Consider the following 12,405-nt stretch of genomic DNA (forward strand, 5'->3'; position numbering starts at 1 on the left):
ATAACACTTCTTTATTTGTAATTGCTTTTATTTTTAGGGGAGATTTACTTCCTATGAGAATTTTATTGTTCTTGCTTTTCTTAATGCATTGCGTTTTTGCCCAAGCGCACTCAATGATTGCTTTTGAACGCTATGGGTCCATTTGGACTGCGAACATGGATGGTAGTAACGCAAAAAAAATTACTGAGGGGTATATCCCTGAAATTTCACCGGATGGGAAATACATTGCCTATAATGTTGTCAATCGCGACCAATCCGCAAACCGTTACCTGGCAATTATGGCCCTTGAAACAGGGCTAGTTACCGTATTGAAGAATATCCCTTCTTCAAACAACTTTAATCCCGTGTGGTCGCCTGATGGCCAAAAACTACTGTTTAATACTTTTATAAACAGCGATTGGCACTTAGCATTAATTAATGCTGATGGCAGTGGTTATCGCCTAATAGAGAATACTCAAAATGAATACAGCCCCGCATGGGCTATGAATGGAACCTCTTTTTTTAGCCATGACCTTGATTCAATTTATTGGCAGGACTTTGAAGGAAGGCTAATAAAAAAATGGCGCATTAATGATATTATCCCACAGGCAAGCATGAGTAGCGCTTCGCATCTCCACGTCGCTCCAGATGGAAAAAAGCTGATTATGGATATAGATATGGATGAAGAAATTCATAGGAACAATTGGAATGAACCACCACTTGCATTATGGACATTTGATCTGAGCTCCGAAAAAGCAACCCGTATTACTCACAAAGGCAGATTGGCATGGAGTCCTTTTTGGATTAACTCAGAAGAGTTTATTTTTTTAGAACAAGAAGTAAAAGAGAAACACCCTACACTGTTTCGTGGTTCACTAAAAAGCGCCTCTAAAACACTCTTATTAAAGGATGTTCAAACACCAAGCGCGCACCAATCCTGTTAGCGAAGGACTTCCGGCTCCTTTGCAAATAAAATCAATATTAAAAAAACTCAAATTACACATGTAATTCAGCTATTCTTGTAGGTTGATTCGGGTCAACTCCACATTTGATATAAAATTGAGAATGGTTCATCTGTTGGCATCTTGGCGAGCGATTCAAATAATTATCAAACTAAGAAATAATATAGAGACAAAATAAAGCAAAATAGTTTATAAAGGACTTAGGGAAACTATAAAAAATACAATTATGGATCGTACGAAGAAAAAAAGTATCTTTGCCGGTTTATATGGAAATACTTTAGAATGGTTTGATTTTCTTCTTTATGCCAATTTTACTCCCTTATTTGCGCAAATATTCTTTCCATCAGATATCTATTTTGTTTCCCTACTTCTCACCTTTGGCGTATTTTCGGTTGGTTTTTTTATGCGTCCATTGGGAGGGGTCTTATTAGGACATTATGCCGATCATATTGGTAGAAGAAAAACGCTGATTCTCTCCGTGTCGATTATGACCTTTTCCACAGCCTGTATCGCTTTAATCCCAGATTTTCAGACTTTGGGAGTCCTTTCTCCACTACTGTTTGTTTTTTTTAGATTAATTCAAGGAGTTGCTGTTGGAGGCGAACTTCCAGGCTCCACCACTTTTCTCATAGAACATATGGCAGGTCATCGACGTGGTTTTGCCGGAAGTTTGGTATTAAGTACTGCTTTTCTCGGTATTTTTTTAGGTTCATTTACAGCTTCTTTACTCAGTGTTTTATTGAGCGAGGATACTTTGCGCTCTTGGGGATGGCGTTTGGCTTACTTAATCGGTGCCCTCCTTGGATTAATCGGAATTTACTTACGTCTTACCAGTGTTGAACCCGAGACTTTTTTACAAACCAAACATACTACCGAGCTTCCTGCAAAGATTGTGGTACTTGTTCATCAGCGCAAATTATTATTAGCCATTATTTTTACCAGCATATTAGCAATGACTAACTATTTACTCATTGCTTATATAACAAGTTTTCTAGTGAAATCAGAAGGATTTATATTAAAAGATGCTCTGATTACTAACTTTATCGCGCTATTGGTATTAACCATATTAATTCCATTGATGGGCTTATTATCAGATTACGTAGGTAGGAAACCCATTTTTTTATGCGGAGCTGTTGGCATTTTTATTTTTATTTATCCTCTCTTTATTCTTTTTTTGAGCGGTAACTGGTGGTATGTCCTTATGGGAGAAATAGGGTTAGCAATCATACTTGCCCCATTGAATGCTACAGTACCGACTATGCTTGCAGAGATGTTCCCCACAGCGATTCGCGCGAGTGGTGTATCTATTGGATATAATATTGGCCAAGCAGTTTTTGGTGGAACCATGCCCTTAATTTCCTTAACCTTGGTTGAGTTAACTGGAAATAAATCTGCTCCAGCGTTGTACATTATTTTTTGGGTCGTTATCGCAATTATTGCTGCTCGATACACAAAAGAGACTTATCTGGATAAATTGGACTAATTACTTGCGCAGTCTTATGAAATGTCGCAAAAAATTGCGAACATCCAAATAAGAGCTTTATGATAGTTAAATAAAATAAACACAGGATCACCACGACTATGAACCACAGGATTTTAAAAAGTATTGTATTAAGTTTATTCGCTGTTTACTCGACATTGGGTTTTACCGAAACCCATAGAGACAGTGTCTCTAAAGAAGAAGTAGATGGTACGTTCATTATGAAATTCCCTACCCCCCATAATGATATGTCCAATACACTGACGGTTCGCGCGTTGGGCGGGGGAAAACTTAATATTTCCTTCGAACTAACATACCCCTATATGGTTAATGGCGAGCTTCAAGCCAATACCGGGGAACTCTCAGGCGTCGCCATTATTAAAGGGGATACTGCTGTATACTCTTCTTCTGAATATGGCTCATGTACCATCACCATCACATTCATCAAACCAGGAATGTTATCTGTTAAACAAGAAGGCTCTGATGCAGATTGTGGTTTTGGTCATAATGTTTATGCGAATGGAACTTATTACAAACAGAAAAAATAGTTCATTTTTCATTCTTTAATCCAGACCCCGCTTGTTTGTCCTCAAGCTAAACGTGACAGGGGACGAAGCACTTTTTTATTTCCTTGCAACATAACGCCCAACCATTTGCCCAATGAGAACGGCTAAATAAAATTGGCCTATTAAAGACTCAATCCAGGCAAGCGTTTGTGAGATTGGTTTAAGTGGAACAACATCACCATAGCCTACCGTCGTTAAGGTGATCATTGAAAAATATACTGCTTGCGATTCATGTTCTGTGGTTAAACCAGAAAAGGAAGTTGGGATTAATAATTCCAAAAATAAATAAACATAAGCAAAAATGAGCCCAATAAATAAATAACCCGCAATGGATCCAAATAAAGTTGTAATACTGATCGTTTTATCTTGCAATGTGAAATAAAGGCAAAAATAATTCAAGATAACCAGATAGGCAATAACGGCAAGGATTCTTAATGCATTGATTAATTGTTCACTGCAACAAAATTGCAATACAAATAATACAATTTGCAGCAAAATAATGGATGTGAGCAACAATATAACTAAGTTTTCTCTATGACCGATGATTAAAAGACATGAACCAATAAGTAAGGCAAAAACAATCTCATGCAGATCCCACCAAAGAAATTGGGTGGCTATCGCTTTAAATAAACAAAATACAATGAGCAACATAAAAAGTAACATAAAGCGTAACTTATTGATTAAATAAAACATGCTATTCCCTGTCGTTATCTTTTAAAAAAAGCGAAAAACTAAATACGCTTATCCTTTTCTATTTCTGCATATAACAATCAACAGATTACTCAATATAAGATATCCAGATTAGTGCCCTAGCAAAAGGTATTTTAAAAAATTTATTAAAATGAACTTTCTAGGGAGCAATCGCTTCTGGTCTTGTCTGGACTGAGTATAGAGAAATCGTGAACTGGATTTCATATTTTGAATACTTGCACTTCAGTCAAACATTCAATATAGTGGAATATCAAGTTGGTATGTAGTTCCACATTTAGACTAATGGATTTAGCTTTAAAAGGAATTTTACATGACGAGACTAGAAGAATTAATCTATTCCCTGACCGCAGTTATAGTGCGTTATCACGACAGTCAACCGAAAGTAAAAAAATTAGTTAATGAAACTGATGAGGAGCTACTCCGAGAAAAATCATTAATTCGCGCTAAAGAAATCATTCAAAATAAAGATGTTCATTTTAACATACGCTTGAATGAGCTCATTAAACAATGCAACGATAGTGGTCGCAGACCTTTCTTATATTATATTTTGCATGAAATAACCTTACTAGAGACACTGCTGAACAAAAAAAGCTCACTTGAACCTGCAAAATTAGAAGAATGCAAAAATCAAATTTTTCAATTACTTGTTGATCTTAAAGTCCTTTTGGAGACTCCAAAGCACAAAACGTATCGAATGAGTTACAGCCAACCTGAAGATACCAAGGAAAGGACTATAGGATTGTCTGGTTTAAAAAACGACGGTTATATTGGCGGTGAACTATGTAATTCCGGGGATATTTTAAACGATAGTGTTTTAAAACGCTTTAACATCAGCACCCAAACTTCCAATGCGCGAATTAGTGACATTGCAGAACAAATATGCACCGAACATCAACATGTTCTTTTAGTATCCGAGCTATCGGAAAAAAATACCGCGCTAAACAAAATAAACTCGGAGCAAGAACAAGAGCTGGATTTACTATCAACTGAACATAAAGATACTCAAAAAAAATTAGAAAATATCACTGCAAAAGAACGTATGGCCATATATGTGTTCTACATTATATTTAAACGGATGCAAGCAAAAGAAGAAAAACAAAAAACCGTGATTGAACAACAGCAAGACACCATTGGCGAGTTACGACAACAAATCAGTGAATTAACACATTCAGGTGGCACAAAATCCTCTAATCATAGGTTTTATACTCCCTCCTATTAAAGGATATACACTCTCAAGTATGCTCGGGTGAAGCGAAGCAGAACCCGGGCTTTCCTGCAAACTCCCGGATTACACTCCAAAATCCATGTCATTCCCGCCCAGGCGAGAATCCATCTCACAACAAAGTCAGGAATTATTTTGAAAGATAGATTCCACCAGCGTGGGAATGACACGCCTAAATTGTTCGAAATGTGACAATACCTAAGGTTCGTGATGATGTAGCCTTCGCTCAAGCTCACAATTACATTCAATATGTATTAATTGCGAGTCGCCTCAGGTAGAGAGGCTTTAGCTTTTTTAGTTTTTAACTGGAGCAAGATGTAGCTACCAATAACCGCAATAATTAATAAACCAATCGACATGAACGGTCGCGTAGCAAACCAAGCAATCGCGGTAACAATAAGCCACACACTAAAACCCAATAAAAAGGCTATAAACCCCGTACCAAACCCTACAATAGAGCCTATAAATGGAACTACATCGGCCAAAATAACTAAGGGTTTCATGATGAGAGAGAATCCCCCAATCAATAAAAGTAAAGAAACTAACCGCAAGAGCCAAGTGAGCAACCTATTCTCTGATTGAGCTTCTTCAATCATTTCATCAGATGAATGCTGGCCGGTTGATAATAAAATGACACTTTGTCCTGCAGGTGCAAGATATTCTTGCAGCGTATTTCCAGTTTGCTGCGCGATAATACTGACTGTTTGCGGTTCAACAGCCGTTAGAGTAAGACGCATATCACCCAGCTGCGGATTTTGAGTATCTTGCCCTAAATACAATTCATTATTATTCAAACTCACGGGCTTATTAAATTGATTCTTTAGGTCTTCTTTATTAACCGGAGCCAAACTAATTGGCTGGCTAATATCAATCTGTTTAATTAAGATATCGGGCAACAAAAAATCCCCTAGGGTTACGGTTTTTGCATACTGTATCTCAGAGTGAATGGGCATGGACTGTGGATTCTGATGCCCTGCAGGCGTTTTGAAATTAGAGCTGTCGATTAAGTGTTCCGACCAGACTTTATCATAGGTATAGGTGGTAATATGTTTTTCCGATCCCCCTAGTTGTGATTCGGTTCTCGTTTCAGTTTTTTGTTTCCACTGATACATTTCAACCTTACGATTAAGATTTATCGCATTTACGGTGATCCCCAGTAAAGAGTCTTTCAAATGCTCTTTCGTCGTGGCTAAACCACTCAAATAAACAACCTTAAGATTATTTTGTTTGTCTATGGGGGCATTGGGTACAGCAATTACAACCTTTTTTGTTTGTGCCAAAGATTGTGCCATATGTAAACTGTGTTTTTCATTCCAGAACACAAGAACAATAGCCCCAATAATTAAGGCTATACCGACAATAATACCCAGGAATGCTTCTTTTAATCGGGAAAACCATGAAGTTGTTGTTATTTCCTCATCTGCCATGTTTTCGCTCCATCGATTATTTATTATTTTACTCTAATAATAGTACTAATTTTATTAGTACGTTTAAGTTCCACGAGCAAAATAACTTAAAGACACACCTTCAAAGTGTAATAAATTTAAAAAATGAACAATAAAGATGCATATTTCGCATCAATATGGTAAATTATGGTGCAATTTATTTACTTATTGGATTGGTGGTATGTTTTTTATTCGCTTAGATACATTGTTAGTCGGGTGCTTTTTGATGCTATTTCAACAGCCAGCTCATAGCCACGGACTCATAGAAAAACCTATGTCACGAGAGTATTTCTGCGGCAAAGTGACGCAGCCACATCATATTGAGCCAGGCAACAAACTGCCTTATGAAGGGTGTCGTCCCATTTTGACGAAACAAGATGGAAGTTACAATCATGATGTCTATCAATTTATGAGCGTACTAAGCCACACCCGAGGTTATTATCAAAACAGCAATCTCCCAAAGCATGTGTGCGGTTTTGATAGTGAGACCTTTAAAGGAAAAGTATCTCCATGGGATGCAACAATTAATTGGCCAGCCAATAAGTTCGCAACAACTCAGCAAGAATTCGTCTGGGATGTTTCTTATGGCCCTCATTTTAGTGATACGGAGCATTTCCGTTACTGGATTACCAAATCTGATTATCACTTTAATCAAAATCAAGCCCTAAAATGGAGTGATTTTGAAACAGAACCCTTTTGTGAACTTACTTGGGATGATAAAAATCCACCTCGAGATAAGAGTACCATTTGGGCAGATAAGAAAAATAATAAGTTTCATATGACCTGTGATGTACCAGCACGCACCGGACGCCATGTCATCTATGCGGAATGGGGAAGAGACCAAAGCACCAATGAACGATTTCACTCGTGTATTGATGTAGCTTATTAATTACCCATACCGATAACATCGTACGCGTTGTTTTTTGACAATAAATCGCTCCTAATTTTCGCGATTGGTCAGTTTGCAACGCGCGCACAAGCCTTTGATTTCTGTTGTGCAATTAATAATTGAAAATTGAAGTGAATTTGCTAATTCTTTAATGCAGGTGAAATCAATAATGCATTCTAATTCTTTGACAAAATCACATTGGTTACAGATTAGGAATTGGGCTTGGCCCACATGATGTCCATGCAAACAAGCAACATACGATTTAAGACTATCAATGCAATGAATAAATCCCTCCTGATGCCAGAACTGAATCGCACGATAGACTGTAGGCGGCTTGGGATTTTCAATTTGTGTAGAGAGTCGTTGCAAGATTTCATAAGCACCTAGAGGCTTTCTTTCCTCTATCAATATCTTGAGGACACGCTCTCTCGGTTCTGTAAACCGATAGCCATGCTGCATGCAATGCTTATAAGCCTTGTCCAACAAACTGTATTTCATCAATCATATTTTAAATTAATAACTTAACTTTATTATACCACAGTCCTTGTTTTACAGAAAAATTATCAATTACAGGTGCCGAATATTAGCAAAATGCTTCTGGTTTAAAAATTATTTAATATGACTTGTTCTTTGGCAAGAGAATGTTACAATGTAACACTTTCTAAGGCTAGGACGCATCGTAACAAATACCAGACGCTGTTTTATCGGTTTTTAACGGAAAAAACTAATTTGGTCGTACCGTTTTAAAATTACTGTAAATACCAGTAACAGGTCTGAAATTAATTGATATACAACTGAAGTGGGCCGTGCTCCTCTTTAACATTTATGTTGTCCTTTAAATGGAGGAAACCAATGTATTGTAATTATAGATTCAAACTTTATGGTAACGAACCTTTTGATCTGGAAAGCACTCCATCACAAATCGAACAGATTTTGTATTCAGCCGAAAATTTAAAGTTAGTACGAGTCGCCGTCGATTTAACCAGTCAAGATAAAAGCATCAGTTTGCTATGCAAGTCTAAAGATTCGAGTATGATACAAACAATCGCGACTGAGCTTTTATCAAAGGAAGGAATTTTTTTAAGTGACAAAATGGAAGTGGAAACCATAGAGTATGAAGAAGAAATAGTGCATTTCGATAACACCTCAATATCCCCCCCCAATTACTCTGCTCCTATTAAACAGAGTAGAAAAAAAACAAAACATCTTCACTCTCACGACCATTCTCACGACCATTCTCACGACCATTCTCACGACCATTCTCACGACCATTCTCACGACCATTCTCATGACCATTCTCATGACCATTCTCATGACCATTCTCATGGCCATTCTCATGGCCATTCTCACGGTCACGGTCATGGTCACTCTCACGGCCACGGTCACGGCCATGCCCATTCTGATGGTGATGACAATCATTGGTTTAAAGCGGCCTTGGGGTTGCTTTGGGGAATAGGGATGCTTGTTATTGCTATTGGAAGTTTTAATATCCCTATGCTTGCCTATTACCTCATCACCGGGCTTACTGCCTTGATGACATTATATTTGGGACGGACTGTTTATAAATCAGCATGGTATGCATTGCTTGCAAAGGAATGGGATACTACCACCTTATATGCGATTAGCACCTTGACCATCGTTGCGGTATCGCTCGCCAGCCTATTTATTCCTGGATTACCCATGATGTTTGAAGCAGCACCATTGGTTTTAGGTTTTTGGCATTTGGGCGAAGGCATCGAACATACTTTAATTGATGAAATTAGTAAAAAACTAGATGTACGAGATTGTTTGCTCCCTACAGTCCTATTAAAAGGGACTCCAAATAAAGATATTTCAGTTAAAAATTTAATCCCTAACGATATCATTCGTATTAAAAGCGGAGAGGTTCTTCCTGTCGATGGAATATTAACCACAAAAGCACTACTTTATACCACCTGCATCGATGGTTCACCGCATCTACAAGAATTTAAGCCGGGTGATCCAGTGAAAGCGGGGATGCGTTTGGCAGATCATCTTTCCTCATTGGAAATGCGCGTTACTAAAACGTACCAAAGTTCCTACCTCTCATTAATCGCAAAAAATATTGAGCAAGCTAATGCTGAAAAAGCGCCCATTGAACAATTTGCAAATAAATTATTGAAATATTTTATTCCTGGTTTACTGACCGTGGCACTCATCTCCGGCATAATCATAGGCACGGTATTTACTCCCGCTTTAGCGATTCAGTGCGTGATCTCAGTGCTCGTGAGTGCATGCCCATGCGCTTTGAGCTTGATTACGCCTATGGCAGTTAAAATTGGGATGAAAAAAGCATCCGAAAACGGAATTCATTTTAACAATGGTAAAGCATTACAAGCAGCTGCTGATATTGATACCGTGGTTTTTGATTTAAATGGCACCCTGACTCAAGGAAACATTGTAGTTCAGAAACTGCGGATTAGTGATAAAAAATTCTTGGCCCATGTGGCATTATTAGAGAGTAAAGCAGATCATCCAACGGCACATGTTATTGGATCTTATATAGAAAACCTAATCTTTAGTTTAGAACCTTTAGAAATCACCTCCATTGATAAAAGTCATCACTCGGGAATAAAAGGTGAAATTCAGGGTGAGACATTCATGATTGGCAACAAAGACATGCTCCAAGCGAATGGAATTTTTCACATTGATACGCCTTATGATAATCCTGAAAATGGTAGCGTTTATATTGTGCGTGGCACCACTGTAATCGGGCAAGTCGCTTTAACTGACCCCTTGCGCGAAGATGCTATTGCAACTGTAAAACAACTACAGCACCTTGGTAAAACAGTTCATATTTGTACGGGAGCAGATAAAACCACTGCGGCAAAATATGCAGCTTTATTGGGTATTTCTGAACAGAATGTGTGTGCCAATACGGTAGGGGCGGTCACGAACCCAGATGAGATATCCAAAATTAGTTATATTGAAAAGCTAAAACGCAAAGGCTGTAAAGTTGCTATGGTAGGGGATGCAGCCAATGATGTGAGCGCAATTGCCTATTCCGATCTTGGAATTGCAGTTAAATCAAGTATTGGAGATACCATCACGCAACAACATGCGGGTATCGTCATTCAACAAGGAATATTATTTTCCATTGCAACTGCATTTGATGTCGCAGAAAAAACAAAACAAAATATTGTTCAAAACTTATCCATAAGCCTGAGTTATAACTCACTCATAACTTTAGTAGCCGCCGGATTGTTTGTTGCAATCGGTTTTGCACTTAATCCTGCAGTGGGAGTTGCATTAATGGTACTTGAGTCTGCAATTGTGTTATCCAATTTATATCGTTTTAAACACCAGGAAGTAATGTCTACTGCAGCCAATAATGCAAATGCAGGAGTGAATGTAGAAACTGGGAGTAATACGGCCTTCAATCTATTGCATACCTTGGGTTATGCCGCCGAACCCACACCGACCATAAGCAATTCTAATCCTGTGACAACCCCTTCTAAGGGTTTAGGCTTCTTTGAGAATAGAGAAGAGCCTCATGGTGCTCATCATGGAGTTCAACCCGAGAGAGGATGTCTAATGTGTTGATTAGACATCTCTATTGAAATGATATCGCATAGACTTACGAACGATATCTCAAAGCATAGTGGACTTAATACTCTCACTCTGAGCTGACAAAGCTTTCTCTTCAAGATCGGATTTACTAACCCTTATACTTCCTTGCCAAAAAAGAACTCTATTATCTTTAGGCTCTATATGGGATAAAAGACAACGGGCCTCGGTGAATTCTTCCCAACTTAAATGACAGGGGTCCTCAAGCTGATAATCTGCCAAAATGGTCTCTGGAAACAATTTATTTTTGAATCGATCCCCATATAAAAGGCACTGATATACGGAAATATATTTTTGATACTCTTGAAAAGAAAAACGCTCATAAATTTTACTTCTATGACTATAAAGAATGAACAACAAATCCTTCACAGCGGTTGTTGACTCCAGCTCCAGGGTTACAGACTCCCCGCTATTTTTTTTATTGATTATAAGTTTCATTGGTGACCATTAATTCATGAACCCAGTCTATTAATATATTTTGAAACAACAAGAAAGGGCAATAGCATCCAAATTTAAATATAATTAATGGGTAAATTCTAGCTATAAATTCCTTGCTCTCAATCGAGAGCTGACTCACTCATTTTATCATTCTTAAGGCGAAAAAGTATTATTAAAGCTCAAATTAATAAATTTATAATCTTTTTGAGCTAAAATAATACTATTAGTATATATAATTGATGTGAACAACATGGGTGTTTTACTTAGTAAACTTGCTACGAAAAATCGAGAAGCTGGTAAAGAAATTGAAAGGCAAATTTCATCGATCTTAGCATTGGAGGAATTAGAGAATGAAGATATAGATGATATCCTTAAGCAAGTTTTTCAACAATTAAAAGGTGCTCGAGGTGAGGCCTTTAGGAAAAAAGGTTCTATTTTAGAACATCTTGAAGATGATGAATTAATGGGTATCATTAAGACATTTAAAGAAATGTTACCTAAAATTTCTAATAAGCTTAATAAAGAAAGAGAGATGCTACAAGAAGCTATCCGTGAGGGAGATAGAAAAGCATATCAGCTCGAAAAAACCTCTAGGGAAATTCTTTCAAATCAATATAAAATAAAAAATCTATCACCAGAGAAACCCGGAATCTGGGAAAATACAATTGCAGATGAACAACCTGGTTTGATTACAAGATTCCTCTTATTGTTCGTATCCCAAGAGTCAATTGATGCAGCCAAGAGAAAACGTGCTGATTATCAAAACCGCATTGATTTAATCAAAAATAATGACGACCTCGATTTAACCAAGAAACAACTAGAAAAAGAAGTCGGCGCCAGTGAGGAAAAAGTTACAACTCGAACCAAGAAAGTTGGGGAATTAGATCTGTATCATAGTGTGTTACGAACCAGTATCGAAAAATTAGAAGAAAATGCTAGTGCTTTAATTCCTAAAATGACAGCAAATAAAAAACAAAAAACAGCTCAAGTTAAACCTGAGGAGCCTGACGAGATGATGTTTACCATGGACTTGTAACCAACCCCAGCACCACTATATATTTTGAAAGAACAAGAAAGCAATAGCATCCAAATTTAAAATATAATTAATGGGTAAATTTAACCTTATAA

11 protein-coding genes are annotated in these 12,405 nt (G+C 37.5%); 7 read left to right on the forward strand and 4 right to left on the reverse strand.

The features are described 5' to 3' along the window. The first annotated feature begins 53 nt into the window (after nucleotides 1-53). From ACWTEW_RS33120 to ACWTEW_RS33130, 3 genes are all read left to right on the forward strand, one after another. On the forward strand, nucleotides 54-923 hold the full coding sequence (locus tag ACWTEW_RS33120; protein WP_454782230.1) for a TolB family protein: 870 nt from the start codon (nucleotides 54-56) through the stop codon (nucleotides 921-923). Between the two features lie 244 nt (nucleotides 924-1,167). Further along, nucleotides 1,168-2,424, forward strand: coding sequence for an MFS transporter (locus ACWTEW_RS33125; protein WP_454782231.1), 1,257 nt, complete (start codon nucleotides 1,168-1,170; stop codon nucleotides 2,422-2,424). 98 nt (nucleotides 2,425-2,522) lie between these two features. Further along, nucleotides 2,523-2,969 (forward strand): hypothetical protein, encoded by a 447-nt coding sequence (locus ACWTEW_RS33130; protein ID WP_454782232.1) that lies wholly within the window; start codon nucleotides 2,523-2,525, stop codon nucleotides 2,967-2,969. A gap of 75 nt (nucleotides 2,970-3,044) precedes the next feature. Here ACWTEW_RS33130 and ACWTEW_RS33135 read toward each other — a convergent pair whose 3' ends face one another. Next, on the reverse strand, nucleotides 3,045-3,680 hold the full coding sequence (locus ACWTEW_RS33135) for an ion channel (protein WP_454782233.1): 636 nt from the start codon (nucleotides 3,678-3,680) through the stop codon (nucleotides 3,045-3,047). 328 nt (nucleotides 3,681-4,008) lie between these two features. Here ACWTEW_RS33135 and ACWTEW_RS33140 point away from each other — a divergent pair, with 328 nt between their 5' ends. Beyond that, nucleotides 4,009-4,917, forward strand: a complete 909-nt coding sequence (locus tag ACWTEW_RS33140) for a hypothetical protein (protein ID WP_454782234.1) — start codon at nucleotides 4,009-4,011, stop codon at nucleotides 4,915-4,917. A 257-nt stretch (nucleotides 4,918-5,174) separates the two neighbouring features. On the opposite strand, the gene ACWTEW_RS33145 is transcribed toward ACWTEW_RS33140, so the two are convergent. After that, a complete protein-coding gene (locus tag ACWTEW_RS33145) occupies nucleotides 5,175-6,347 on the reverse strand; it encodes a TMEM43 family protein (protein WP_454782235.1) in 1,173 nt (390 codons plus the stop codon). 136 nt (nucleotides 6,348-6,483) lie between these two features. Between ACWTEW_RS33145 and ACWTEW_RS33150 the strand changes: the two genes are divergently transcribed. After that, nucleotides 6,484-7,254 (forward strand): lytic polysaccharide monooxygenase, encoded by a 771-nt coding sequence (locus tag ACWTEW_RS33150; protein ID WP_454782236.1) that lies wholly within the window; start codon nucleotides 6,484-6,486, stop codon nucleotides 7,252-7,254. Nucleotides 7,255-7,305: 51 nt separating this feature from the next. Here the strand turns inward: ACWTEW_RS33150 and ACWTEW_RS33155 are convergent, their stop codons facing one another. Continuing rightward, nucleotides 7,306-7,752 carry a Fur family transcriptional regulator gene (locus ACWTEW_RS33155; RefSeq protein ID WP_454782237.1) on the reverse strand — a complete coding sequence of 149 codons (447 nt, stop codon included), beginning with the start codon at nucleotides 7,750-7,752 and terminating at the stop codon, nucleotides 7,306-7,308. A gap of 354 nt (nucleotides 7,753-8,106) precedes the next feature. Between ACWTEW_RS33155 and ACWTEW_RS33160 the strand changes: the two genes are divergently transcribed. Continuing rightward, nucleotides 8,107-10,815, forward strand: coding sequence for a heavy metal translocating P-type ATPase (locus ACWTEW_RS33160; RefSeq protein WP_454782238.1), 2,709 nt, complete (start codon nucleotides 8,107-8,109; stop codon nucleotides 10,813-10,815). A gap of 48 nt (nucleotides 10,816-10,863) precedes the next feature. On the opposite strand, the gene ACWTEW_RS33165 is transcribed toward ACWTEW_RS33160, so the two are convergent. Next, a complete protein-coding gene (locus tag ACWTEW_RS33165) occupies nucleotides 10,864-11,277 on the reverse strand; it encodes a hypothetical protein (protein WP_454782239.1) in 414 nt (137 codons plus the stop codon). A 250-nt stretch (nucleotides 11,278-11,527) separates the two neighbouring features. On the opposite strand from ACWTEW_RS33165, the gene ACWTEW_RS33170 reads away from it, so the two are divergent. Further along, on the forward strand, nucleotides 11,528-12,313 hold the full coding sequence (locus tag ACWTEW_RS33170) for a hypothetical protein (RefSeq protein ID WP_454782240.1): 786 nt from the start codon (nucleotides 11,528-11,530) through the stop codon (nucleotides 12,311-12,313). Nucleotides 12,314-12,405 lie beyond the last annotated feature (92 nt).

The organism is Legionella stuttgartensis, from assembly GCF_977063405.2.

Coding starts and splice junctions, on each gene's coding strand:
- ACWTEW_RS33120 (WP_454782230.1), top strand. CDS start 54: ATGAGAATTTTATTGTTCTTGCTTTTCTTAATGCATTGCGTTTTTGCC.
- ACWTEW_RS33125 (WP_454782231.1), top strand. CDS start 1,168: ATGGATCGTACGAAGAAAAAAAGTATCTTTGCCGGTTTATATGGAAAT.
- ACWTEW_RS33130 (WP_454782232.1), top strand. CDS start 2,523: ATGAACCACAGGATTTTAAAAAGTATTGTATTAAGTTTATTCGCTGTT.
- ACWTEW_RS33135 (WP_454782233.1), bottom strand. CDS start 3,680: ATGTTTTATTTAATCAATAAGTTACGCTTTATGTTACTTTTTATGTTG.
- ACWTEW_RS33140 (WP_454782234.1), top strand. CDS start 4,009: ATGACGAGACTAGAAGAATTAATCTATTCCCTGACCGCAGTTATAGTG.
- ACWTEW_RS33145 (WP_454782235.1), bottom strand. CDS start 6,347: ATGGCAGATGAGGAAATAACAACAACTTCATGGTTTTCCCGATTAAAA.
- ACWTEW_RS33150 (WP_454782236.1), top strand. CDS start 6,484: ATGCATATTTCGCATCAATATGGTAAATTATGGTGCAATTTATTTACT.
- ACWTEW_RS33155 (WP_454782237.1), bottom strand. CDS start 7,752: ATGAAATACAGTTTGTTGGACAAGGCTTATAAGCATTGCATGCAGCAT.
- ACWTEW_RS33160 (WP_454782238.1), top strand. CDS start 8,107: ATGTATTGTAATTATAGATTCAAACTTTATGGTAACGAACCTTTTGAT.
- ACWTEW_RS33165 (WP_454782239.1), bottom strand. CDS start 11,277: ATGAAACTTATAATCAATAAAAAAAATAGCGGGGAGTCTGTAACCCTG.
- ACWTEW_RS33170 (WP_454782240.1), top strand. CDS start 11,528: ATGGGTGTTTTACTTAGTAAACTTGCTACGAAAAATCGAGAAGCTGGT.